The 23,967-nt window shown below is 53.3% G+C and carries 23 protein-coding genes; 11 read left to right on the forward strand and 12 right to left on the reverse strand.

All coding sequences use genetic code 11. The features are described from left to right. Positions 1-17 precede the first annotated feature (17 nt). On the reverse strand, positions 18-1,928 hold the full coding sequence (gene dnaK / locus K3729_01985; protein UWQ99590.1) for a molecular chaperone DnaK: 1,911 nt from the start codon (positions 1,926-1,928) through the stop codon (positions 18-20). Between the two features lie 295 nt (positions 1,929-2,223). Here dnaK and bluB point away from each other — a divergent pair, with 295 nt between their 5' ends. Then, positions 2,224-2,847: a 5,6-dimethylbenzimidazole synthase gene (gene bluB / locus K3729_01990; protein ID UWQ99591.1), complete on the forward strand. Its 624-nt coding sequence runs from the start codon at positions 2,224-2,226 to the stop codon at positions 2,845-2,847. A gap of 3 nt (positions 2,848-2,850) precedes the next feature. On the opposite strand, the gene K3729_01995 is transcribed toward bluB, so the two are convergent. Both K3729_01995 and K3729_02000 read right to left on the reverse strand, forming a co-directional pair. Further along, on the reverse strand, positions 2,851-3,456 hold the full coding sequence (locus tag K3729_01995) for a hypothetical protein (GenBank protein ID UWQ99592.1): 606 nt from the start codon (positions 3,454-3,456) through the stop codon (positions 2,851-2,853). Beyond that, the gene (locus K3729_02000; protein UWQ99593.1) at positions 3,453-4,274 is read right to left on the reverse strand and encodes an ABC transporter permease; all 822 of its coding nucleotides are present in this window, start codon (positions 4,272-4,274) and stop codon (positions 3,453-3,455) included. Before K3729_02000 ends, K3729_01995 begins: the two co-directional genes overlap by 4 nt. A 155-nt stretch (positions 4,275-4,429) precedes the next feature. Here K3729_02000 and cysQ point away from each other — a divergent pair, with 155 nt between their 5' ends. The 6 genes from cysQ (at position 4,430) to K3729_02030 (ending at position 11,575) form a co-directional block, all read left to right on the forward strand. After that, the gene (gene cysQ, locus K3729_02005) at positions 4,430-5,227 is read left to right on the forward strand and encodes a 3'(2'),5'-bisphosphate nucleotidase CysQ (protein UWR00907.1); all 798 of its coding nucleotides are present in this window, start codon (positions 4,430-4,432) and stop codon (positions 5,225-5,227) included. 147 nt (positions 5,228-5,374) lie between these two features. Further along, positions 5,375-6,268 carry a UTP--glucose-1-phosphate uridylyltransferase GalU gene (gene galU, locus K3729_02010; GenBank protein UWQ99594.1) on the forward strand — a complete coding sequence of 298 codons (894 nt, stop codon included), beginning with the start codon at positions 5,375-5,377 and terminating at the stop codon, positions 6,266-6,268. Between the two features lie 36 nt (positions 6,269-6,304). After that, on the forward strand, positions 6,305-7,294 hold the full coding sequence (locus tag K3729_02015) for a glycosyltransferase family 2 protein (GenBank protein UWR00908.1): 990 nt from the start codon (positions 6,305-6,307) through the stop codon (positions 7,292-7,294). A 140-nt stretch (positions 7,295-7,434) separates the two neighbouring features. Continuing rightward, a complete protein-coding gene (locus K3729_02020) occupies positions 7,435-8,445 on the forward strand; it encodes a glycosyltransferase family 2 protein (protein UWQ99595.1) in 1,011 nt (336 codons plus the stop codon). Further along, positions 8,442-10,145, forward strand: a complete 1,704-nt coding sequence (locus K3729_02025; protein UWQ99596.1) for a beta-1,6-N-acetylglucosaminyltransferase — start codon at positions 8,442-8,444, stop codon at positions 10,143-10,145. Before K3729_02020 ends, K3729_02025 begins: the two co-directional genes overlap by 4 nt. Next, the gene (locus K3729_02030) at positions 10,142-11,575 is read left to right on the forward strand and encodes a sulfotransferase family 2 domain-containing protein (GenBank protein UWR00909.1); all 1,434 of its coding nucleotides are present in this window, start codon (positions 10,142-10,144) and stop codon (positions 11,573-11,575) included. The genes K3729_02025 and K3729_02030 overlap by 4 nt, the downstream gene beginning before the upstream one ends. Positions 11,576-11,579: 4 nt before the next feature. Here the strand turns inward: K3729_02030 and K3729_02035 are convergent, their stop codons facing one another. The 9 genes from K3729_02035 to K3729_02075 all read right to left on the reverse strand — a co-directional run bounded on the left by K3729_02035 (position 11,580) and on the right by K3729_02075 (position 18,202). Continuing rightward, positions 11,580-12,044: a PTS sugar transporter subunit IIA gene (locus K3729_02035; GenBank protein UWQ99597.1), complete on the reverse strand. Its 465-nt coding sequence runs from the start codon at positions 12,042-12,044 to the stop codon at positions 11,580-11,582. 25 nt (positions 12,045-12,069) lie between these two features. Continuing rightward, entirely contained in the window at positions 12,070-12,645 is a 576-nt protein-coding gene (gene raiA, locus K3729_02040; GenBank protein UWQ99598.1) for a ribosome-associated translation inhibitor RaiA, read from the reverse strand. Positions 12,646-12,879: 234 nt separating this feature from the next. Further along, complete coding sequence (gene lptB / locus K3729_02045; protein ID UWQ99599.1) at positions 12,880-13,632, reverse strand: LPS export ABC transporter ATP-binding protein; 753 nt, start codon at positions 13,630-13,632, stop codon at positions 12,880-12,882. Then, the gene (locus tag K3729_02050) at positions 13,632-14,105 is read right to left on the reverse strand and encodes a lipopolysaccharide transport periplasmic protein LptA (protein ID UWQ99600.1); all 474 of its coding nucleotides are present in this window, start codon (positions 14,103-14,105) and stop codon (positions 13,632-13,634) included. The genes lptB and K3729_02050 overlap by 1 nt, the downstream gene beginning before the upstream one ends. A gap of 20 nt (positions 14,106-14,125) precedes the next feature. Beyond that, complete coding sequence (locus K3729_02055) at positions 14,126-14,734, reverse strand: hypothetical protein (protein ID UWQ99601.1); 609 nt, start codon at positions 14,732-14,734, stop codon at positions 14,126-14,128. Positions 14,735-14,743: 9 nt separating this feature from the next. After that, positions 14,744-15,355 (reverse strand): ribonuclease D, encoded by a 612-nt coding sequence (locus K3729_02060; GenBank protein ID UWQ99602.1) that lies wholly within the window; start codon positions 15,353-15,355, stop codon positions 14,744-14,746. A 75-nt stretch (positions 15,356-15,430) separates the two neighbouring features. Continuing rightward, positions 15,431-16,105: a GntR family transcriptional regulator gene (locus K3729_02065; protein ID UWQ99603.1), complete on the reverse strand. Its 675-nt coding sequence runs from the start codon at positions 16,103-16,105 to the stop codon at positions 15,431-15,433. Next, positions 16,095-17,117 carry a Gfo/Idh/MocA family oxidoreductase gene (locus K3729_02070; protein ID UWQ99604.1) on the reverse strand — a complete coding sequence of 341 codons (1,023 nt, stop codon included), beginning with the start codon at positions 17,115-17,117 and terminating at the stop codon, positions 16,095-16,097. Before K3729_02070 ends, K3729_02065 begins: the two co-directional genes overlap by 11 nt. After that, the gene (locus tag K3729_02075) at positions 17,117-18,202 is read right to left on the reverse strand and encodes an isocitrate/isopropylmalate dehydrogenase family protein (protein ID UWQ99605.1); all 1,086 of its coding nucleotides are present in this window, start codon (positions 18,200-18,202) and stop codon (positions 17,117-17,119) included. Before K3729_02075 ends, K3729_02070 begins: the two co-directional genes overlap by 1 nt. A gap of 207 nt (positions 18,203-18,409) precedes the next feature. Here K3729_02075 and K3729_02080 point away from each other — a divergent pair, with 207 nt between their 5' ends. The 4 genes from K3729_02080 (at position 18,410) to K3729_02095 (ending at position 23,965) form a co-directional block, all read left to right on the forward strand. Further along, positions 18,410-18,703 carry an antibiotic biosynthesis monooxygenase gene (locus tag K3729_02080; protein ID UWQ99606.1) on the forward strand — a complete coding sequence of 98 codons (294 nt, stop codon included), beginning with the start codon at positions 18,410-18,412 and terminating at the stop codon, positions 18,701-18,703. After that, a complete protein-coding gene (locus K3729_02085) occupies positions 18,700-19,497 on the forward strand; it encodes an N-acyl homoserine lactonase family protein (GenBank protein ID UWQ99607.1) in 798 nt (265 codons plus the stop codon). The genes K3729_02080 and K3729_02085 overlap by 4 nt, the downstream gene beginning before the upstream one ends. Then, positions 19,494-20,723 carry a four-carbon acid sugar kinase family protein gene (locus K3729_02090; GenBank protein ID UWQ99608.1) on the forward strand — a complete coding sequence of 410 codons (1,230 nt, stop codon included), beginning with the start codon at positions 19,494-19,496 and terminating at the stop codon, positions 20,721-20,723. The genes K3729_02085 and K3729_02090 overlap by 4 nt, the downstream gene beginning before the upstream one ends. A gap of 86 nt (positions 20,724-20,809) precedes the next feature. After that, positions 20,810-23,965, forward strand: a complete 3,156-nt coding sequence (locus K3729_02095) for a M10 family metallopeptidase C-terminal domain-containing protein (protein UWQ99609.1) — start codon at positions 20,810-20,812, stop codon at positions 23,963-23,965. Positions 23,966-23,967 lie beyond the last annotated feature (2 nt).

Consider the following 23,967-nt stretch of genomic DNA (forward strand, 5'->3'; position numbering starts at 1 on the left):
TCGTTTAGCCCGTGGGCTTAGTCACGCTTGTCGCCGTCCAGATCTTCGAAGTCTGCGTCAAGAATGTCGTCGTCGCCGCCTTCGTCTGCGCCTTTGACTTCATCTTCGCCGTTTTCTTCGTCTTGTGACGCTTTGTAGATCGCTTCACCCAGTTTCATCGCAGATTCTGTAACGTTCTGGATGCCAGACTTGATCTTGTCGGCGTTGTCGCCTTCGAGATCGTCTTTCAGCGCAGCAATCGCCAGATCGATGGCTTCGATTGTTGTCGGATCGACTTTCTCTTTGTGCTCTTCCATGGACTTTTCAGTCGAATGGATCAGGCTTTCCGCTTGGTTCTTGGCGTCGACGAGTTCGCGGCGTGCCTTATCGGCATCTGCGTTCTCTTCGGCATCGCGTACCATTTGTTCGATATCGTCGTCAGACAGACCACCGGACGCTTGGATCGTGATGTTTTGTTCTTTGCCGGTGCCTTTGTCTTTGGCCCCAACAGACACGATGCCGTTGGCGTCGATGTCGAACGTTACTTCGATCTGTGGCATGCCGCGTGGTGCTGGCGGGATGTCTTCAAGGTTGAACTGACCGAGGATTTTGTTGTCCGCAGCCATTTCGCGTTCACCTTGGAACACACGCAATGTCACGGCGTTCTGGTTGTCTTCAGCAGTCGAGAAAACCTGAGATTTCTTCGTTGGGATCGTTGTGTTCCGGTCGATCAAGCGTGTGAACACACCACCAAGGGTTTCAATCCCCAAGGACAGCGGTGTCACGTCGAGAAGAACAACGTCCTTCACGTCACCTTGCAGAACACCAGCCTGAATGGCAGCACCCATCGCAACAACCTCATCAGGGTTCACGCCCTGGTGTGGTTCTTTGCCGAAGAACTTTGTCACTTCTTCTTTGACGCGTGGCATCCGTGTCATACCACCAACCAACACGACTTCGTCGATGTCGGATGTGGACAGACCGGCGTCTTTCAACGCAGCCTGACATGGTTTGATGGACGCTTTGATCAGATCGGCAACAAGGCTTTCCAGTTTCGCACGTGTCAGTTTCATCACCATGTGCAACGGCTGACCGTTAGACCCCATAGAAATAAACGGCTGGTTGATTTCTGTCTGGCTGGAAGATGACAGTTCGATCTTAGCTTTTTCAGCAGCTTCTTTCAGACGCTGCAGCGCCATCTTGTCTTGGGTCAGGTCGACAGAGTGCTCTTTCTTGAACTCACCAGCGAGGTAATCAACGATGCGCATGTCAAAGTCTTCACCGCCGAGGAACGTGTCGCCGTTGGTGGATTTCACTTCGAACAGGCCGTCGTCGATTTCGAGGATGGTCACATCGAATGTACCACCGCCAAGGTCATAGACCGCGATCGTCTGTGTGTTCTCTTTGTCGAGGCCGTAAGCCAACGCAGCCGCTGTCGGCTCGTTGATGATGCGCAGCACTTCGAGACCAGCGATTTTACCGGCGTCTTTCGTCGCCTGACGCTGGGCATCGTTGAAGTACGCAGGAACGGTGATAACCGCCTGTGTCACATCTTCGCCGAGGTATGATTCAGCTGTTTCTTTCATCTTGCCAAGAATGAAGGCAGAGATTTGAGAAGGAGAGTATTTCTCGCCCTTGGATTCGACCCAAGCAGCACCGTTCCCACCGTCAACGACGTTGAACGGCATGTTCTTTTTGTCTTTTGCCAGTGCTTTGTCGTCGACATTACGGCCGATCAGACGCTTCACAGCAAAGATTGTGTTTTCTGGGTTAGTGACGGCCTGGCGTTTTGCCGGCTGGCCTACAAGGCGCTCGTCGTCTGTGAACGCAACGATAGACGGCGTTGTACGCGCGCCTTCTGCGTTTTCGATCACGCGGGGCTTTGACCCGTCCATGATCGCAATACAAGAGTTGGTGGTTCCGAGGTCAATTCCGATGACTTTGGCCATTTTATCAAATCCCTTACGTTTAGGCGGTTTGAGCAGCGCGAACCCGCTTACGGCACCCGCGCCTGATTAAAACTGATTCAGTTCAAGGACATGCCCTGCTCTGTGATCGAACGGTATATAGGGACGCGTTTTGGGGGCTGCAAGCAGTGGAAGGGGGATAAAACGTACCAATTTGCAAGTTTTACGGGTGATGTGGCGGTTTAGCCGAAATTGTAATCGAATGGTTAAGGTTGGCTGGGCAGTTGTCGCGGCGCATGTAATTGTATTCAGGGTGCGTGTGACCGAGGGGGCCGATGTGAAACTGACCAAAAGCCATGTGGCGATGTTGGATGACATTCTGAAATGGCGACGTGATGTGCGCCATTTTCGGCGTGATCCGATTGATCCAGATTTGCTCGCGGTTTTGCAAGACAGTATGGCCCACGCCCCGTCTGTCGGGAACGCGCGGCCATGGCGGGTGATACAGGTGGAAAGCCCTGACCTGCGGGCAGAAATTATCGCGAACTTTGAAGCGAGCAACACTGCGGCTGCCATGGATTATACGCCGGACGAACAGGCGGATTACTTTGCGTTGAAATTGGCGGGCCTGCGTGAAGCGCCCGTTCACCTAGCCGTTTTCACTGACATGTCTGTTCAGGAAGGGCGGGGACTTGGCCGTCAATCGATGCCAGAAACGTTGTCGTATTCCACAGTTATGGCGATCTATACGCTGTGGCTGACGGCGCGGGCGCATAATATTGGGCTAGGTTGGGTGTCGATCCTCGATCCGGTTGCAGTATCGGCGACCTTGGATGTGCCGAAGGAATGGTCGTTTACGGGGTATCTGTGTTTGGGGCACACGGCATCTGATTCAGATACGCCTTTACTGCACGAAACAGGATGGCAGGAAGACACGCGTCAATCATGGGATGTTCGATAGCGACTAACGGTGTGCGTCCAAGGTGCAGCAGCCTGATTGCGCCCCGTTTCCGTCTGGCGCTTCGTTAAATAGCGTCGCCTTCCAGCCGAATTCGCGGTCAGACATGCCGTCGTTGCAGTATCCTTTTTGAACGATAAGGGTCCGGTTTAACGTCGGTCCTTCTTCAAAAACTGCGATTGCGCCGTTTGGCCCTGCGTTTTCGCGGATCATATTGATATCGCGCCGGTCTTCGCCCATCGCGTGATATTCGTCGCCGCGCACCGTTACGTTCAGCGACCAGAACGGTTCAGTCCCAAAGCACGACATAGGACGCGGAAATTCGTAAGGTTGTTGATGATCCGACCGTGCAAGGAAACGCATCGCGACCCAGCCGTTCTGTTCGCCTAACCCAACGAAGCCCCATTTGCCGTCGCTGGAAATGCGGATCACTTCTATGTTCAGGGTGTAAGGGCCGTATTCCCCGATAATATCCGACATCCCGTCAGGCATCGCGCGTATATTCAGCGTATCATCAGCCGCGACCCCATCAGTTACAAAATGTGCGGGAAAGTCCTGCGCGATAGCGGGGCTGGCACATAAAATAATGGCAAACGCGATCTGCTTGATCATCGTCCGGCGTTCCAGCTGAGTGATGCGTTCTTACGTGTGTAGAATTCTGCCATGAGCCCGATCATCACAAGACCGGCGCTGACATACAGCGGATAAGTCCAAGAACTGAAATGCGGATTGTAATGCAGAAAGATAAAACCGCGTGCCTGATCAATCGCGTGGAAAAGCGGGTTCCAATCGAAGAGGACCAGCATCGAGGATGGTAAGGAATTGGCCACAAACATCTTGCCCGACGCAATCATATTGGCGCGGGAATAAACGCTGGACCCAATCGTTGCGAAGCCGGGCAACCAAGGTTTGATTGCCAGAAACATCATCCCGACACCGACGCCGGAAATCCAAGCCACGAGCACCATCCCATAGGCGCCGATCATATTGTCGATCACGACGGGGGTTACGGCGACATGGTAGATAAACAGGACTGTCACCAAAGATAGTGTTTGCAGATATAGCGATGACAGGGCCGCCGCTGTGATGCTGATGGCCGTATTCATCGGCGCGTGTTGCATCATCGGGGATGCGGGGCCTTCTGAACCGACAACGGCCCCCATTGCTTTGGTATGAGTCAGGAACAGGAAAATGCCCGACATGATATACAGCAGGAAATCACCCCGAATGGCGCTGCCGCGCATCCCAAGAAACATAAACAGCAGGAAAAACGTCATCACGAAGATGACCGTTTGCAGCATGTTCATGATTAAGCCCATGAAGGCGTTGCGGTGATCCTTGCGGACCTCACGAACAGTGGCATGATAGATCAGCTCTAGCATGCCGAAAATCGTGCGTGACCGCGTTTGTCGGGTCTCTACATGGAACATACCTTGCGATCCTGCCTAATGTGCCGCGTAAATGGTCGCTGATATAGCGATATAGCACGTAATTCTTGAAGTCTTATTACCTGTGAAGCATAAGGCGAAGAACTTTAATTTTCAATATTTCCAGCAATAGCTGGGCCGAAATGGCAGGTAGTATGATGGACTATGATCTTCTCACCACAGTAATGCGCCGTCTTTCCCTAGAGGCGGGCGACAAAATTATGGAAATTTACAACGGTCCAGATTTTGAAGTGAAGTCGAAAAGTGACGACAGTCCTGTGACGATTGCTGATGAGGCCGCTGATGCGATTATCAGCGATGGATTGCGTGCCGCGTTTCCTGACGTCGCCCTTGTGACAGAAGAGCAGGCGGCGTCGCATTCGGTAACGGCTAACACGTTCCTCATTGTTGACCCGCTGGATGGCACGAAGGAATTTATCAACCGCCGCGGCGATTTCACAGTGAATATCGCGTATGTCGTTGATGGCGTTCCTGTGCGCGGCGTTGTTTATGCGCCTGCGAAGGGTCGTATGTTCTTTACCGATGCGGATGGTGTTTCGGTCGAGGAAAGTGGTGATTTTGCAAAGGATACCGTTGGTGCCGTGAAGCCGATCAAGGTGACAAATCCAGATAACGATGCGCTGATGGTCGTCGCATCTAAATCCCACCGCGATCAGGCGACTGATGATTACATCAATAAATACAACGTCAAAGACATGAAAAGCGCAGGATCTTCGCTGAAATTCTGTCTCGTCGCGACGGGTGAAGCTGATATTTACCCGCGCGTTGGCCGGACGATGGAATGGGACACAGCGGCGGGTCATGCTGTTCTTACGGGTGCCGGTGGTAACGTTGTGCGTTTTGATGACCACACGCCGTTGCGCTACGGGAAAGAGATTTTTGCGAACCCGTTCTTCATCGCTTACGCGCCGGGCGTTGACTTGAAGCAGCCCTAATTTACCGCATTGGCTATCCATATGATGCAATTCGATGCTTATTGGCGGCAAAGTATCCTTTTTCCCCTCTCAAAATTGATAGGGATTGGATAACGCTATTATCAATTGTATCAAAAATTTTGAATTATTAATGTATGGAGTAGACTTATGAAGAAGAAAGTCACCAAAGCGATTTTCCCTGTAGCTGGCATGGGCACACGGTTCTTGCCTGCTACGAAGTCTGTTCCGAAAGAGATCATGACGCTGGTGGACAAACCGCTAGTTCAGTATGCGATTGATGAGGCTCGTGAAGCAGGCATCAAGGAATTCATCTTTGTCACGTCTCGTGGCAAAGGCGCGTTGGAAGACTACTTTGATCACGCGCCCCAGCTGGAACAATCGCTGCGCAAGTCGGGTAAAACCGAACTGCTCGACACGCTGAAGTCCACAAACATGGACAGCGGTGCGATTGCCTACATTCGTCAGCATAAGGCGCTGGGCCTTGGTCACGCCGTGTGGTGTGCCCGGCGTTTGATCGGGAATGAACCATTTGCAGTTATGCTACCTGACGATGTGATCGCAGGCGAAACCGGCTGTTTGAAGCAGATGGTTGATGCTTATGAAGAAACCGGCGGCGCAATGGTTGCAACAATGGAAGTGGCCCCGGAAGCGACATCATCCTACGGGATTTTGGACGCGGTAAACGACGGCAACAATCTGGTGAAAGCCAAAGGCATGGTCGAAAAGCCGGCCGCTGGTACCGCGCCGTCAAATTTGGCTGTCATTGGCCGCTACATCCTGACCCCAAAAGTTATGAACAACCTCAGCAAAATTTCTACGGGAGCGGGCGGTGAGCTGCAACTGACTGACGCGATCGCGATGGAGCTTGAAGAAGGTCGCGACATCTTTGGTTACCGTTTCGAAGGGCAGCGTTACGATTGCGGGTCGAAAGCAGGCTTCTTGCAGGCGACGGTCGCCTTCGCGCTATCCCGCCCTGAATTGCGCGATGATCTTTCCGCCTACTTGCGCGATGTCGTTTCTCCGCAAATAGCAGCTGGGTAATTTGTGACCGCGTCGTCCGCTTGGCAAACTTATCGGCTGCGGATTAGGCGCAAACGGTTTTTGCTGCGCGCATGGCGCAAGCGGTCACAACTCAAATCAACGATAGATCGGACGAGCGACATATGCCCGTCCGATATTTTATGTTTTGCGACTTTGCGAAATGAGCTTTTACGACTTCCGTTTTTTCTGGATCATCATCGCAAGCTGGGTGTGCGCCATTTCCTGATCGTTGATAACGGCAGCGACGATGGCACGACTGCATTTCTAGAAAGCCAACCTGACGTGTCGCTTTGGCGGACGGTGGACAGCTATAAACTGTCCCGTTTTGGCATGGATTGGTTGACGTGGCTTCAAATGCAATATGCGGCGGGGCATTGGTGTCTGACCGTAGATGCGGACGAAGCGTTGATTTATCCCGATTGGGAAACACTGGATTTGAACGCTTTGACGGCATGGTTGCAAGCCCGCAAGGTCCGGTCGTTCGGCGCGATCATGTTGGATATGTATCCCAAAGGTCCGTTGTCGCAGCAACCTTATGCCGCGGGTGACGATCCCACCGACGCATTGACTTGGTTCGATGCGGATAACTACCGCCGGACCCGAAACCCGAAGTTTAAGAACGAATGGATCCAAGGCGGTGTGCGCGACCGTGTGTTTTTCCAAGACCGTCCTGAACGTGCGCCAACCCTGAATAAAGTGCCGCTGGTCCATTGGAAAAAGAGCTACGCTTACGTCACTTCTACGCATCACATGCTGCCGACCAAGCTGAACCATGTTTTCGACAGCCAAGTAGATGGTTTGCCGTCGGGTGTTTTGCTGCATAGCAAGTTTTTGAACACGATCGGCGAAAAGTCCGCAGAGGAACGGCAGCGGCGCGAACACTTTGAAAACTCTGATCTTTATGCAGATTACTATCAATCCCTGATCAACGACATTGATTTGTGGTATGAAGGGTCAACCCAATATGAAGGCTGGGAACAGCTTGTCGCATGTGGACTGATGTCAAAAGGCGACTGGCCGGACTGATCGTTATTGCTAAACCTTGTTTAATCACAGGGTCTTGCTATTGATTGTTCCCAAATAGGGCTCGGCTTGAGATCACTCGCAACACGGAATTAACCGCGTTCGCGTATCGCAAGAAAGAGACGATCAAAAACGAGGCACGGTTGAGCGTTTTGTCATCATATCGACTTCGGTTGAAGCGGAAGCGTTATAAATTACGCGCCCGCCGCAAAAGTCGTGAACTGCGCAATCTTGCCAATCGGACCAGTGAAATTCGGCCCAATGACATCCTGCTGTTCTGCACGCTGCGGAACGAAGATGTACGGCTTCCGTATTTCTTAAGATACTACCGTGACTTAGGTGTCGATCATTTCTTGTTCGTGGATAACGGCAGCGATGATGGTGGCGCGGAATACCTTGCCAATCAGCCTGATGTTTCGGTGTGGTCTACCAAAGCCAGCTACAAAAAATCGCGGTTCGGCATTGATTGGCTGACCTATTTGCAGATGCGCTATGCCGAAGATCATTGGACACTGACTGTCGATGTCGATGAATTCTTTATCTTCCCGTTCTGCGATACGCGTCCTGTGCGCGCGCTGACCGATTGGTTGGATAGTTCCAACATCCGGTCATTTGGCGCGATGATGTTGGACATGTATCCGAAGGGCAAAGTCACGGACAAACCGTACCAGCGGGATACCAATCCGTTGGATATCGCACCTTGGTTTGATGCTGGGAATTATACGATCAGTCGAAATGGTCAGTACCGCAATCTGTGGATCCAGGGTGGTCCGCGTGCGCGGGCATTCTTTGCCGACAATCCGAGGCAGGCACCTGCATTGAACAAGGTCCCCTTGGTCAAATGGTCAAGCGATTACACTTATGTCAGTTCGACACACATGTTACTGCCGCGCGGGCTGAACCTTGTTTATGATGAATGGGGCGGTGAAAAAGCGTCTGGTGTGCTGCTGCATATGAAGTTTATCGACACGATTGGTGCCAAGGCCGCCGAAGAACTGGCGCGCGGTGAACACTATGCGGATAGTGCTGAATACAAAGCCTACGCAGAGGGTCTGAAAGACAGTCCCGATTTGTGGTGCAAGTGGTCCGAGAAATACATCAACTGGCGTCAGCTGGAAATTCTGGGGATCATGTCCAAAGGAAACTGGGCATGAGCACCGTTGGTATCGTCATTTTGGTGCACACCGCATTTGATCGCGCCGAACAGGTCATCCGCCATTGGGTGAAGGGCGGGTGTCCAGTCGTCGTGCACGTCGATTCGAGCGTGCCGGACGGGACGTTTAAGGCGTTTCAGCGCAATCTATCGCCTTTGAAGACTGTTAAATTTTCAAAACGCTTCCGATGTGAATGGGGCACGTGGGGCATGGTCGCCGCGACCCAAAACGCGTCCGAGATGATTTTGACCAGCTTTCCGGATGTGCGCCACGTCTATCTGGCCTCTGGTTCGTGTCTGCCGCTGCGCCCTGTTGAGGAATTGCGCACTTATCTTGATGGTCGCCCGCGTACCGATTTTATCGAAAGCGCGACGACCGCGGATGTGCCTTGGACTGTTGGCGGGTTGGATAAGGAACGATTTACCCTGCGCTTCCCGTTCTCGTGGAAAAAGAACCGTCGCTTGTTTGACGCTTATGTGCGGCTGCAACGCCGTGCTGGATTTCGACGGCGTATCCCTGCCGGTCTTGTCCCACACATGGGGTCGCAGTGGTGGTGTCTGACGCGGCAGACGTTGTCGGCGATTTTGCAGGACCCTGATCGACCCGCTTATGATAAGTATTTCAAGAAGGTCTGGATCCCCGACGAAAGCTATTTCCAGACGCTTGTCCGGCTCTATTCGCAAAACATTGAAAGCCGGTCGCTGACTCTGTCGAAGTTCGACTTTCAGGGCAAACCACACATCTTTTACGACGATCACCTCCAGCTTTTGCGGCGGTCTGACTGTTTTGTTGCGCGTAAAACGTGGCAACATGCGAACCGACTTTACAGCACGTTTCTGAACCCTGATCCGTCCGCGTTTAAGGCCGCAGAACCCAATCCAGGCAAGATTGACCGCATTTTTGCGAAGGCTGTGGATAGACGGACCTTGGGACGTCCCGGTCTTTATATGCAAAGCCGTTGGCCGCGTATGGACCGTGAAAACGGGCTAACGTCGTCGCCCTATTCGGTCTTTGAAGGCTTCGTCGAACTGTTCGAGAATTTTGAATTCTGGCTTGCCAAGGAAACAGGCGCGCGTGTGCATGGCCACTTGTATCACCCTGAAAAGGTGATGTTCGACGGGCGTCAGGACTATTTTCAGGGTGCAATGTCGAACAGTGCGGTGTTGCGCGATTATCAACCGCATATGTTCCTGACGAACCTGATCTGGAACACACGCGGTGAACGGCAAGCGTTCCAGTTTGGCCCCGAAGACAATCAAAAGATCGCGCCGACCTTCATTCGTGATCGTAATGCGCAGATTTCCGTCATTTCGGGGGCGTGGGCTGTGCCATTGTTCCTGTCGAACCGCAATTTTGCCGATATCCGTGTTGATGCAGCGCGCATGCAACGGATTGAAAATGCACACCTGATGGCGTTGCGAGAGGCAGACACCAAGGCGCGTGTGCGCATTTGGACAATGGCTGATTTCATTGATAGCCCGATGGAGGCATTGCAAACGATCGTCGATGAAATGACGGGCAAATCGGTGCGCACGTTGACGGAAGCGCCGCGCATGGTGGATTTGCAAGGGTTCGGGCAATTCTTGCAGAACCTGAAGAACCAAGGAATGCATCCCTATTTGATGGGTGATTTCCCTGTCGAAAACGCAATTCCCGCGCCGAAGACGAAAACACGGAAACCTTATCTGGTGCGTAAATAATGTCGCGTTTTGACTATTTTGTTGTGTTTGCCGAAATGCGGACCGGTTCGAATTTTCTAGAAGCCAATATCAACAGTTTTGACGGTCTGACGTGTCACGGCGAAGCGTTTAACCCGCACTTCGTGGGCTTCCCAAATGTCGATAACGTGCTGGGCGTGACCCGTGACATGCGTGAAGCTGACCCTGTCGGCCTGATTGAAAAGATCAAAGCTAAGACGCATGGGCTTGGCGGGTTCAGGTTTTTTAACAACCACGATGCGCGTGCATTGGACGCAATCCTGCCCGACCCGCGCTGTGCCAAGATCATCCTGACACGCAATCCAATCGACAGCTATGTCAGTTGGAAAATCGCGAAGGCGACAGGTCAGTGGAAACTGACGAACGTTAAACATGCGCGAAAAGAACCGGTGGCCTTCAATGCCGCCGAATTTGAACGGCATATGGCGGAACTGCAGGCGTTTCAGGTGACGTTGTTAAATGGTCTGCAGAAGACGGGACAAACGGCATTTTATGTGGCGTACGAGGACCTGCAAAATGTCGATGTGATGAATGGTTTGGCTGCGTTTTTGGGCTGCGAAAGCCGGATTGAAGCGCTTGACCAAAAGCTGAAAAAGCAAAATCCGGAACCGTTGGATAGCAAGGTAACAAACTTTGATGCGATGGCGCATGCGTTGGCCCGCATGGATCGTTTTAACCTGAACCGCACCCCGAATTTTGAACCGCGTCGGGGGCCAAACGTGCCAACGTATATTGCCGCCCCACGTGCGCCGCTTTTGTATTTGCCATTAAAATCTGGACCTGTTGATGTCGTGTCGGATTGGCTGTCGCAGCTGGACGATGGTGCAGAGGTGCTGACAACATTCAGCCAGAAAAGCCTGCGCCAGTGGAAGGCTGCCTATACCGATCACCGGACGTTTACCGTGTTACGTCATCCGCTCGCGCGGGCGCATGTTGCGTTCTGCGATCGGATATTGTCGACGAAAAACGATAGTTTTCCAGAAGTCCGCGAAACCCTCATCAAACAGTTTGGGCTGCCGATCCCCAAGTTTGATCCGCTGCGTGACCCTGATCAGGGTTATGATGCGGCTGTTCATAAGGCAGCATTTGTCGCGTTCTTGGGTTTCCTGAAAAAGAACCTGACCGGACAAACTAGCCTGCGTGTTGATCCTGCGTGGGCATCGCAACTGTCGTTGCTGCAAGGGATGTCGGGTTTTACGATACCGGATTTGATCATGCGCGAAGACAGGCTGGGTCACGATCTGGCGATTCTAGCCGCACATATCGGACGTGAAACGATGCCCGGCGTGCCAGACGTGACCGACCCGCATGCCGAACGTCTCGCACAGATATATGATGCCGACGTCGAATCAGCCGGGCGTGATGCATATCAGCGCGACTACGTTGCGTTTGGTTTCGGGGATTGGGCGTAACGGCTCAGGCCGCTTGTGTCGCCTGCGTTTCCGTTAGGATCGTGTGCAACGTCCCGTGATCCGCGTTTGCACGCAACTTTGCTTGCATATCCGGATCGCGCATCGTCCGCGACACAAGTGCGAGCGCTTTCAGATGTTCCACACCCGCATTCTCAGGTGCCAGCAGGGCAAAGATCAAATCGACGGGCTGACGGTCAACCGCATCAAAGTCGATTGGTTTTTCCAAACGCAGGAACATGCCGCAAACTTGGGTCACATCGGCAAGGCGGGCGTGGGGCAGGGCGATGCCATGTCCCACACCGGTTGGTCCTAGGTTTTCGCGATTGATGAGCGCATCAATGACGTCGCCCGGCTGAAAGCCATAGGCGGTTTCTGCGATATCACCGAGGTCGTGAAAAAGACGCTTCTTGCTTGTGCAAGACGTCAGCGTTTTTACGGCCTCAGCCTTCAAGATCGTAGAAAGTTCCATTCAACCCACTCTTCAATCGATTAGTTCAGTCCGCCGTTTTTGGATCGACCCAACCAATATTCCCATCATCACGCCGATACACGACATTGATTCCGTTATGTTTCTCGTTGCGGAAGACCAGTGCCGGGGCGTTGGCCAATTCCATTTGCATCACCGCTTCGCCGGCGGACAGGGACGGAATTTTTGTCTCTGTCTCAGCGATAATCATTGCGCTGACTGTATCTTGCTCCGCTTCGCCCGACTCATCTGTTGGAGCGAGGATATAGGACCCTGCGTCCGAGAGTTCAACTGGTTGTGATCGTTCCTTGTGGTGATCCTTCAACCTGCGCTTGTAGCGACGCAATTGTTTGTCCATTTTTTCGAGACAGGCGTCAAATGCTGCGTAAATTTCGTTGTCGTGACCGGTCGCTTGTGCCGTCAAACCCGTTGATAAGTGAACAATCGCTTCGCAAACATATTCATGTCCAGACTTGGAAAAGACGATATTGGCGTCCGTTGGCCGCCCTGCGTACTTATCCAGCATAACCCCAAGCTCGTCCTTAACGTGCGTTTGAAGAGCGTTTCCTGTGTCGATTTGCTTACCACTGATCTGATACCGCATCGGGTCTCCTATATTGACTGGTACACGCCGGAACGCAGGCAAAACACGCCTTTTTAGGCGGCGGTCGTGTACATTGGGAAGGATGATAACGCCAAGTTTTTCAGTGTCTTGCCTAAGACATCGGCCGAGGCGGCCCAGCAGTTGCGAAGGGTGATCAACTTGACTGTCATCCTTTACATTGGGCGCTGAATTCCGCGTTTTGTCAATGCTGGAGTGGTTAATAGGTGAACCGATCTATACGACCCGAAAGCTATCCCCAAGGTAAACGCGCCGTACGTTTTCGTCTTTGATGACGTCTTCGGTTGTTCCGCTCATCAGTACTTTACCGTCGTGCAGGATGTAAGCGCGGTCCACAATTTGCAGTGTTTCTTGGACGTTGTGGTCGGTGATCAGCACACCAATGCCCCGATTTTTCAGGTCTGCAACAAGGTGGCGGATTTCACCCACAGCAATTGGGTCGACGCCCGCAAAGGGTTCATCCAACAGTACATATTTTGGCCCAGCGGCGAGACAACGCGCGATTTCGGCGCGTCGCCGCTCACCACCCGATAGCGCAAGCGCGGGTGCCCGCCGCAGGTGTTCGATGGAAAATTCGGACAGCAGTTCCTCAAGACGATCGCGCTGCTTTTTCTTGTCAGGCACCGCGATTTCAAGAATCGCTTTGATGTTGTCCTCGACCGACAGGCCCCGAAAGATCGACATTTCTTGCGGAAGATAGCCGATGCCAAGTTTTGCGCGACGATACATCGGTAGGGTCGTGACCTCGCGCCCGTCGATGATGACCTGCCCGCCTTCCGGCGTCACAAGGCCAGCGATGGAATAAAAACAGGTGGTTTTGCCAGATCCGTTTGGACCGAGCAGCGCCACAACCTCACCACGTCCAAGGTCGATACTGACGTCACGAATGACCGTCCGCTTGCGATAGCTTTTGCGCAGATTGACGATGCGCAGGCCGACGTCGCCGTCTTGAACAGACAGGTCGTTCATCAGTTGCCCTGCTGGAACACGGTGCGTACGCGTCCTTCCATTTGGGCGTTACCTGTTTCAACATCGATGGTCATGCGGTCTGCTGACAAAGCGGATGGGCCTTGGGTCAACAGGACTTCACCGGACAGCACCAGTTTGCCATTGATCAGATCATAGTTGGCATTTTGCGCTTCTGCGGCTTCGGTGGCTGTCGTGAAGGTCACACCGCCGCTGGCCGCAAAGCTGGCGATGCCGCCGGTCGCACCATCGTAAACCACCTGCGCCCGTGCAGCCCCGATCCGAAGATCACCTTGCCCGATCAGAACGTTGCCTTCGAAAACCGCCGTGCCGGAATCCTGATCGACCGACAGACTGTCGGCTGCCACTTCGACCGGGGCGTTTGGATTGGTCGTGATGCCGCCTAAATCAATGTTGGTCTGGGCCATCACGGGGCTGGCCAAAAGCAAGGCAAAAAGCGCGATCGATCTGATCATCTGGTCTGTCCTTCCGGCCCTTAAGGCTGTGTATTCTCAGGCGTGTATAGCAGGCGGACGCCTTGTGTGAACAGCATCTGCTGCCCGTCGCCGTCTTTTGATACTGCTATCCGTACTTTGCCTGCCGACAGTTCACCAAAAGGGGCGTGTACCTCAAGGGGACCGTCAGAGATGATTTCCCCTGTGCGCAGGTCTGCGCTGATGCCGACAGTTTCCATCGTGTAGCCGCTGGATGTTGTGACGCGCGAAAGCCCGTTCAGCCGTGCGGTTCGATCTTTGCTATTCAGGATGCTCATGCCTGATGTGACATTCATGGTTGTCCCATCAGCAGAGTCGATGGCGATGTTTAGGTCTTCGACCAGCAATGTCGTTGCGCTGCCGCTTTCGGGTTTTGCGTTCTTGGCGGACACCGCGACGACTGATCCATCGTCGGTCACGCTGGAAAACTGCGGTGATGTGATCTGCTGTTCACGCGCCAGTTCTTCCAGTTGAGCCACGGGGATATCCGGAGTTTCAGACGGGCTGCGGGCGAACAGGAACATGGTGGACAACAATCCAATCGCGACCAGCGGCAGGATGATTTTCACCCATCCGACAAACCACGTATGAAAGTTCTTATAGGTTGCCACGCTGCGTCCTTAATGTGCGAAGATGTCCGCGTCGGGCCACCCGTCCAGATCAAGTTTGGCACGCATTGGCAAGAAATCGAAACAGGCTTGCGCTATTTCGGTCCGCCCTTCACGTGCGAGCATAACGTCAAATGCGGCCTTGAGTTTGTGCAAGTGCAACACATCGGATGCCGCGTAGTTCAGCTGTGCGTCGGTCAGGGTTTCCGCGCCCCAATCGCTTTGCTGTTGGTATTTGGAAATATCGACGCTGATCATTTCGTGCAGCAGGTTCCGCAATCCGTGGCGGTCTGTGTAGGTGCGAACCAGTTTCGATGCGATCTTGGTGCAATACACAGGGGCTGCAAGTGTCCCAAACGCGTTGTGCATCGCCGCGATATCAAAACGACCATAGTGGAACAGTTTGACGACGTCGGGATCGGCCAGCATTTTGCACAGGTTCGGTGCCTCGGTTTGGCCTTTCGCGATCTGAACAAGGTGGCAATCACCGTCGCCGCTAGACATTTGGATTAAGCACAAACGATCCCGATGCGGATTCAACCCCATCGTTTCGCAATCAATAGCAACCATTGGCCCTAGGTTTAGGCCATCAGGCAGATCGTTTTGGTAAAGGTGATTGGCCATAATGTGCGCTCCAAGTCGGTCAATTGCAGATAGGCTCTACAATGGTGAAGCGCAACTGAACGCAACGCGTATCGGTCAAAGACTGCTAAGGTGGTGACGTTCCAACAGGGAGAGCAAAATGTCTTTGGCGGCGATCCGGTGTTGCCTGTGCACTGTGCGCGCACGCTCAGGATCGCCGGACCGGATGGCGTCAACGACCTGGCGGTGATCGTCGTTTGATTTGGTCGGGGCGGGACGCATGTAAAGTGTGACAAGCCGCGCCCGACGGACCTGATCTGACATGACTTCTGCGATCATGCGAACGCGTTCGTTATTCCCAAGACGCACAAGTTCGCTGTGAAAAACGTCGTCGGCTGCGGCCCAATCTTCGCGACGGTCCAGTACTAGGGCTGTGTCCATGTCCACGATGGCTTGGGATAGAACCGCCAGATCGGCGTCTGTCAGATTGCGGCTTGCGGCATTTGCCGCGGCGAGACTTTCAAGCTCTGTTAGGACTTCGTAGACTTCTTCCATATCGCGTGGGGAAAACGGGGTGATGCGGACGCCCTTGCGCGGGCGAACCTTCAATAGACCTTGGCCTTCTAGTCGTAAAAGCGCTTCACGGACGGGGGTGCGAGACATGCCTAGTCGTGTCGCAAGTTCACTTTCCAGATGATCCGTTCCGGCACCAAGCTGACCCGAGAAAATCAGATCTCTCAACTGCTCGATTGCAACCATCGTATTTGACGTCGGTATTGCGCTATTGGTCATTACTTAACAATTCAACCTTTCTCATCAATCGCGCCGACCTGTAAACTGCCGCCTCGACTTCAATTACCTTGAGGTAATCATTCGCATCGTTTTCGAATGCGCCACCGTCCACAAGACACTCCACGGCACACTTCTGGAGACTAAACGTACAATCGCCCCCAAAAGTTCCCGAATTATCCTGCGATATTATCTCTTTAGCTGTAGTGCTACCAAATTGACGCAACTGCGCTGATCCGTCGCCCATCAAGGTGATGGTTCCTTCGGTGCCTTCAAACAGCCCTTCGCCCATTGTGCAGCGTGTATTTGTGGCAGCGTGATCAAGGTTGCGGTTGCCGTCCAGAAGACAGCGCATTCCGTTCGGATGGTCAAACATGACCAGCCCTGCGTCTTCTCCCGCGATCACGGGATTCACTTTCCGCAGGTCAGCATAAAGCGCGGTTGGGTTGCCAAACATAAACCGGAACGTATCGATATAATGCACGCCGGTCTCATGGATAAGGAAGCGTTCCATCTGTTGGAAGTAAGGCTGACGCGCGAGGTACGCGTCCGGTCCTTGGCCATCGCCGGGCCGTAATCGAAATGTCGCCTGAAGCGGTGTCCCGATTGCGCCATCGTCGATGGCCGATTTTATGACCCGATACCAAGGTTGGAACCGGAAGTTTTCGTGAATGATCAGCGGAATGCCTTTGGCCTGCGCCAAAGCTGTCATTTCCCGTGCTTCTTCGAGAGACGTGCAAAACGGTTTTTGGCAGATGATCAGTTTTAGATCCGCGTTCAGACCTGTGCGAATGGCTTCTGCATGTGCGCTGGGCGGCACCGCGATATCAAGAATATCTGGTGCGGTCGCCGCCAACATGTCGGACAAGGACGTATAGCTTGGGTAGCCTGTCGCGGATGCTTTGTCGGGGTCATGATCCGCCACACCAACGATGTCGGTCTGATCAATCCGTTCCCAGCCATCACGATGAAACTGGCTAAAGAACCCCGCGCCGAGACAGGCAACCTTCAGCATTAGGTCACCGCCAATTCGATTGCTGCTGCTGCCTGACTGGTCGTTGATGAACCGCCAAGGTCAGCTGTCACAGATGTTTTGTTGGCGACGGCTGCATCGACCGCTGTTCTGATCTTTGCGGCATCGTCCAGCATCGCTGCAATGTCATGTTTTGTGCCAAGCCATTCCAGCATCATGGCGGCAGACAGGATCATCGCAAAGGGATTTGCTTTGCCTTCGCCTGCGATATCCGGCGCTGATCCATGACATGGTTGAAACACTGCTTGGTGCAGTCCGATGTCAGCTGACGGCGCGAGGCCAAGCCCGCCCATTAGTCCGGCCCCTAGGTCGGATAAAATATCACCAAACATGTTTTCAGTGACCATTACGTCAAAGTCCCATGGTTTTTGCACCATCCAAAGGGCTGTAGCGTCCACATAGGCGTGGTCAGCGGTCAAATTAGGATGGCGCGCCGCTTCTTCATCAAAGATGCCCCGAAAGTATGCAAAAGAGCGAAACACATTTGCTTTATCAACGCAGGTGACCCGACCCGGGCCGCGGCCTTGTGCCTTGCGATCGTTGGCGAGATTGAACGCGAAGGCGAACAATTTCTCCGAAACGCTGCGTGTGATCTGCAAGGTTTCGCGTGCGTAGTCTTCTGTGACTTCACCGGTGCCTTGGGTATGAAAAAGCCCTTCGGTGCTTTCACGGATCAGCACGAAGTCGATGGATTTGCCTTCTGGCATCTTCAGGGGGGTCAGGCCGCCGGGGACGACGCGAACGGGGCGTACACCAGCGAATAGATTGAATTCTTTGCGTAGGTCGATCTGCGGCGAAATTTCAGTGCCGTCTGGATAGCGGACGTCAGGCAGTCCCATCGCGGATAAAAGGATCGCATCCGATTTTGATGCTTTGCGAATGGATTCAGCAGGGAGCCCATCACCCGTTTGCGCATAATGCGCGGCGCCTGCAGGCAGGTTTGTGAAAACCAAATCATAGGCGTCACTTTTCTTGGCCATAGCATTCAGAATCGCGACCGTCGGCCCCATGATTTCTGGTCCGATACCGTCACCATCGAAAACGGCAATTTGAAACGATTTGGTCATTATAGTTCCCCTTAGACAGTCAAAGAAGTTTGACAGTCACTATAATTAATGCATACGTTAAAAAATGCAATAATGCATATTTATCTGGTGACACACTAGTATGCATTACTCATACGCGAAGAAACCCTTTGGAGGGCAGGGGGAAAATGTTAATAACGACATCAAATTTCTACTGCGCACTGCAATTGGAAAAAGAAGGACAGTATCATGACTTACGCCGTTTGCGTGACATTCTCTTTGCATCCAGATCGCGTTGAAGATTTCATGCCGCTGATGATCGCGAATGCGCAGACTTCTTTGGCGCAAGAAGTAGGCTGCTTGCAATTCGATGTCCTAACGGAACCGGATCGCCCCACCGAGGTGTTCTTGTACGAACTATACAAAGATCGCGCTGCTTTTGACGTGCATCTGGGCAGCACGCATTTCAAAAACTTTGACTCTGCAGTTGGTCCAATGATTGCCGCTAAAGACATCAAGACATTCACGCAGGTTGCCCAATGACCGAATGGCTGGTCCATGCCGTCAAGTACGCGGATCGCAATGCACGGACCCGTGCCGATAGCTTTATCTTTGATGACAACCACGACGCCCCGCATGCGATGGATTATTTCATGTGGGTGCTGCGGTGCGGGGATCAAACGATTCTTGTCGATACCGGCTATGCCGGGGCAGAGGCAGAAGCGCGGGATCGTCCAATTCGCATGGATCCCGTCACAGCCCTAGCACCTTTGCGGATCAAGCCGGACGACATCACGACCCTTATCGTCACCCATCTGCATTATGATCATGCTGGCGGGCTGGACCTGTTCCCGAACGCGACCTTACATATGCAATCCGCGGAAATGGCATACGCGACCGGCCCCTGTATGTGTCACGACACGCTGCGGATGCCTTTTACGGCGGATCACATTTGCACAGCGATCAAGCGTCTTTATGCTGGCAAAGTCGTCTTCTACGACGGTGATGGACAGGTGGCGGATGGCGTGACTGTGCATTGTATTGGCGGCCATTCACGCGGTTTACAGGCGGTGCGCGTGCGGACATCGGCAGGGTGCTTGGTACTGGCGTCAGATGCGGCGCATTTTTGGGAAAATCTGCATGCCCGCAAACCGTTTCCGATTGTGGTAGATATGCAAAACATGCTCGATGGTTTCACAACGTTGGAACAATTGGCAAGTCATCCAAATCTTATCATTCCTGGCCATGATCCCCTTGTTAGAGACTACTTTCCGCAGGACATTGCGGACCATATCACCCGACTAGATCGCGGTCCAACACGAGACATAAAGACATGAAAATAGGCGTCATCGCGGATGATTTCACCGGTGCATCCGACATTGCCCTGACACTGGCCGAAGGGGGTATGCGGACGATGCAATTCGTGGGCGTTCCCGATGCCGACGTGGCGGATGTGGACGCGGGAGTTGTATCGTTGAAATCGCGCACGATTGCGGTGGATGATGCGATTGCCCAATCGCTTGCAGCTTGTGAATGGTTGCTGTCGCAGGGGGCCAGCCAGATCATTTTCAAGGTCTGTTCAACGTTCGATAGCACCGCAAAGGGCAACATCGGGCAGGTGGCGGAAGCCTTAGCAAAACGGCTTGGTGAAACACACGTCGTGACGTGCCCCGCCTTTCCAGAAAACGGACGCAGTGTCTATCAAGGGCATTTGTTCGTAAATGACGGTTTGCTGAATGAATGTGGGATGCAGGATCACCCGCTGACGCCGATGGCTGACGCGGATCTCAGGCGTGTATTGGCGTTGCAAACCACGTGGGACGTGACCCATGTGCCGATGAAGGTGGTCGGCCAAGGCGCCGATGCCATTGAAGGCGCAATCGCTGCGTTGCCCGAGTCGATGGTCATCGTGGATGCGATTGCAGATGATGATCTGCGGTCTATCGGTGCAGCCGTGAAGGACCGGAAATTGTTGACCGGTGGGTCCGGTATTGCGATTGGACTGCCTGTGAATTTCGGGCTGACGGCGAAAGCGGTGCCTTGGGACGGTGTGACGGGACCGGGTGTTGTTTTGTCTGGGTCGTGTAGCCGCGCCACGCGTGGTCAGGTTGAAAATTTCACAAAAACGAACCCTGCGAAGGAATTATCTGCCGCTGACGTGATGGACCGCGCAGGAAAGGTCGATGACATCGTGGATTGGGTGCTGGCGCAAGATATGCCGCCGTTGGTCTATACCTCTGCCGATCCGGATGTCGTGCGTGCAGCGCAAGAGACATACGGCACCGACGTGATTGCAGGCGCGATCGAAAGTATGTTTGCCGATCTTGCGGCGGCTTTGGCAGATGCTGGGATTAACAGGATGGTCGTTGCTGGTGGCGAAACGTCCGGTGCAGCTGTATCGGGGTTAAACGCGCGAAACCTGCGCGTTGGTCCACGTCTAGCGGCGGGCGTGCCTGTGCTGGCGGTGGATGACTGTCCACTGGCTGTCGCGTTGAAATCCGGAAACTTTGGTGGGCCGAATTTCTTTGCAGAAGCGTTAACACTTATGGAACGCCCGTCATAATTCGCCTTAATGATGCCTAGGCTGTGCCGTTCTGCTGGCATGATAATCGCCTAATCCTCGATCTATTCGAGTGATTTTGGTGATTTATGCCTTCGACCTATTACGTCAGCACCTTCGGCGATGATGCAAATGAAGGCACGCGTGATTTTCCCTTTGCCACAATCGACGGGATCGGCGATGCGCTGATGCCCGGTGATACGGTTTACTATCTTCCGGGTACTTATCAGAATGATACCTATGGCGATCTGATCTGGAACGGCAGCGATTGGGTCCGCGATATCTGGAAAGACAGTTCCGATACCATCGTCAAAATGAATGATGTTCACGGCACCGAAGCCAACCCGATTGTCATCAAGCCCTTGTACGAAGGCACTGTCAAATTCCATTACGACGGCAACGGCGCGATTGTTCTGCGTGACAGTAGTCACATTCGGATTGAGGGATTTGAAATCGAAGGACCCGCGACATCGGTCACTTTGGATGATGCGTTGGACGCGCAGTGGACGTACCGGATCGCGACATCCGAGGACGCGGACGGCAATCCAGTCTACGAATATTTTGAACGTGATCCTAACGAAGTGCTGGTCGAAACTGTCAACGAGATGATCCAGTTCCATGAAGACGCAGGCATCGATCAAAGCGGATCCGGCAAGCCCGTCCTTTTCAATTCTGCAGCGATATCGTTGCCAAAGGGCAGTACCCACATCGAGATCGTCAATAATGTGATCCACGATAGTGCAGCGCACGCGATTTCTGCGCACGGTGGTAACGACTACATCACCGTGACGGGCAACGAGATTTACAACAACACCCAGCACACGTCGAATGGCACCCATGCGGTGTCATTTAAGGGGCTGGATAGTTTCGATGAAAACGACGGTTTCAAGATCTTCGTGACCGACAACACGTTCCGCGACAATTACAATACTATGGTGTCGTGGGTTGGGTCCAAAACCACGGTCACCGTGAAAATTGATGAAGGCAAATCAATCCATTTTCAGAATGCGATGGACAGCGTCGATCCTGAAAGCGGCACGATGTGGGATCACGGCCAAATGCTGGTGGCCAACAATTTGATTGAACGGGCTGGTAATGCCGCGGTGACCCTGAACAACGTGCGCGGCGCGACTGTTGCGAACAACACGATTGTCGATGCCGGTTATTTGAACACGTTGCTGGCGCAAGATGATGTCGTAGGTAGCGCGTGGGAAGGGTATTTTAGCGGTCAGGGCCTTGTGTCAGGTGAACTGGCGTCGCTAGGTGCAATCAGGTTGGCAACGTCTGGCGTCAATACCATCGCGAACAACCTGATCAGCCTGAGCGATGATACTGTCTTTGCCGTGGACGCATCTGCGGATGCGACCGCCATTACGGCCGTGACGAACATGTTCGTCGGCGGACGCGGTTTGCGCATACGGGCCGAAAGCGATACAACGGGCCCAGTTAGCGGGGGATTTGAAGAAATCGCCGACGCTGGCTTCCGGGATGCTGCTTACGGGAATTACCACATTGACCCAAGCTCTGCCGCGGTTAACGCGGGCACGAACTTGTCTGCTGTCACAACAGACCTCGACGGGGAATCCCGGCTCGGGACAGTTGATGTTGGTGTGTTTGAAAGCGACGAATCCGTTGATGGCTATAACCGTGTCCGTAGGCCTGATGTGATTGATACCGGTGATCCCCTTCTTGACGAACTGATCGACGGCTTGTTGATGGACAGCGTCTATGATGCTGGCGGGGAAATCACATACACCTTTGATTTAACAGCCGATATCGCCTTTGATGATGCGAATTCGGTTCTGAACCAAGCCTCTATCGACCGCCATTTGCAGGTCTTTGCGGATGTCACCGCATACACAGGTGTGACGTTCACCGAAGTGGACGCGCTGGAACAAAATGCGGACCTTTATTTTAGCTTCCGCGAAAACACATCAACCGCATATGTCTATGGCTACAACGGCGGAGTCATGCATGTGTATAACCCCGACCGCGATACGCCGATCATGGGCGACTACGTTGACCATTTGATCTTGCATGAATTGGGTCACGGACTTGGGCTTGAACACGCCCATGACGACCATGGTCACGGCGATGAAGAACATGGTTTGCCGGAAGCCTATCAGGGTCATTCGTGGAGCGTGATGTCCTATCGCGCCCACCCGGATACGAATTCCCTGTATTATGGCACTGAACACGGGCCGGAAACGTTCATGTTGGCTGATATTGCAGCCCTGCAGTACCAGTTCGGGGCCAACTTCGAAGCCCAGTCAGACGATACACTTTACCAAGTGAACTTCAGCACAGGCGAGTTGTTGATTAACGGCGAATCCCAAGGCCTGCCGAACAACAACAAGATGCAGCGTGCGATCTGGGATGGTGCGGGCATTGATACGCTTGATCTGTCGAATGGCGAAGATCACATGACGATCAATCTGCAGCCCGGTAGCTTCACCAGTTTCGGCGAACGCTTCCTGCCAGATACGACAGGCGAAGGTGTATATTTTGCCGAAGGTAATATCGCCAATCCGTACCTTTACAACGGCAACCTGTCGTCCCTGATCGAAAATGCCATTGGTGGCGGTTTCCGCGATCTGATTATTGGCAACGTGTTGGATAACACTCTGACAGGTGGCAACGGTGAAGACGGGCTGTATGGGCTTGCTGGCAACGACACATTGAACGGTGGTCGCGATAATGATCTAATTATTGATGGTCTGGGTCACACAACGGCCACGGGCGGCGCAGGTGATGACGTGGTTGTTGCGCTGTCCGGTAACGGAAACCTTCAAGGCAACGGCAGCGACGACGTGATCATCGGTGGGATCGGCGCGGACAATCTGTCCGGCGGTGTTGGCAATGACAAGATCCGCGGCGAAGGTGGTCGTGGCCTGATGTTTGGCGATGACGTCATTATCGGCGGTCGGGATGATGATCTCCTGATGGGGGGGCGTGGTGCCGATCAGTTTGTGTTCCGTCCAGACGACGGAAACGATGTCATTGCGGGTTTTCTTGTCGGTGACATTACAACGGCCGCAAGCCGCGATATTGATCCGTCGAGCGTCGATTTCACGGTCGGTGTGGATACCATCAAACTGTCCGGTTTCCGTGATATTGACGCCTCAAACGTCATGGATTTTGTGACTGACGGTGCGCAGGGTGCTGTGTTCTCTGCCGAAGACACATCAGTCACGGTGTTTGGCGTTTCTGCCACGACGTTAAGTGCCGATGATTTTGTATTTTAAGG

Source organism: Rhodobacteraceae bacterium S2214 (genome assembly GCA_025141675.1).
GTDB lineage: Bacteria > Pseudomonadota > Alphaproteobacteria > Rhodobacterales > Rhodobacteraceae > Yoonia.

Bases quoted from the DNA above. Each gene is read 5' to 3' on its own strand.
- dnaK (UWQ99590.1), bottom strand. From the start codon at position 1,928: ATGGCCAAAGTCATCGGAATTGACCTCGGAACCACCAACTCTTGTATT.
- K3729_01995 (UWQ99592.1), bottom strand. From the start codon at position 3,456: ATGATCAAGCAGATCGCGTTTGCCATTATTTTATGTGCCAGCCCCGCT.
- K3729_02000 (UWQ99593.1), bottom strand. From the start codon at position 4,274: ATGTTCCATGTAGAGACCCGACAAACGCGGTCACGCACGATTTTCGGC.
- cysQ (UWR00907.1), top strand. From the start codon at position 4,430: ATGGACTATGATCTTCTCACCACAGTAATGCGCCGTCTTTCCCTAGAG.
- galU (UWQ99594.1), top strand. From the start codon at position 5,375: ATGAAGAAGAAAGTCACCAAAGCGATTTTCCCTGTAGCTGGCATGGGC.
- K3729_02025 (UWQ99596.1), top strand. From the start codon at position 8,442: ATGAGCACCGTTGGTATCGTCATTTTGGTGCACACCGCATTTGATCGC.
- K3729_02035 (UWQ99597.1), bottom strand. From the start codon at position 12,044: ATGGAACTTTCTACGATCTTGAAGGCTGAGGCCGTAAAAACGCTGACG.
- raiA (UWQ99598.1), bottom strand. From the start codon at position 12,645: ATGCGGTATCAGATCAGTGGTAAGCAAATCGACACAGGAAACGCTCTT.
- lptB (UWQ99599.1), bottom strand. From the start codon at position 13,632: ATGAACGACCTGTCTGTTCAAGACGGCGACGTCGGCCTGCGCATCGTC.
- K3729_02050 (UWQ99600.1), bottom strand. From the start codon at position 14,105: ATGATCAGATCGATCGCGCTTTTTGCCTTGCTTTTGGCCAGCCCCGTG.
- K3729_02060 (UWQ99602.1), bottom strand. From the start codon at position 15,355: ATGGCCAATCACCTTTACCAAAACGATCTGCCTGATGGCCTAAACCTA.
- K3729_02065 (UWQ99603.1), bottom strand. From the start codon at position 16,105: ATGACCAATAGCGCAATACCGACGTCAAATACGATGGTTGCAATCGAG.
- K3729_02070 (UWQ99604.1), bottom strand. From the start codon at position 17,117: ATGCTGAAGGTTGCCTGTCTCGGCGCGGGGTTCTTTAGCCAGTTTCAT.
- K3729_02075 (UWQ99605.1), bottom strand. From the start codon at position 18,202: ATGACCAAATCGTTTCAAATTGCCGTTTTCGATGGTGACGGTATCGGA.
- K3729_02080 (UWQ99606.1), top strand. From the start codon at position 18,410: ATGACTTACGCCGTTTGCGTGACATTCTCTTTGCATCCAGATCGCGTT.
- K3729_02085 (UWQ99607.1), top strand. From the start codon at position 18,700: ATGACCGAATGGCTGGTCCATGCCGTCAAGTACGCGGATCGCAATGCA.
- K3729_02090 (UWQ99608.1), top strand. From the start codon at position 19,494: ATGAAAATAGGCGTCATCGCGGATGATTTCACCGGTGCATCCGACATT.
- K3729_02095 (UWQ99609.1), top strand. From the start codon at position 20,810: ATGCCTTCGACCTATTACGTCAGCACCTTCGGCGATGATGCAAATGAA.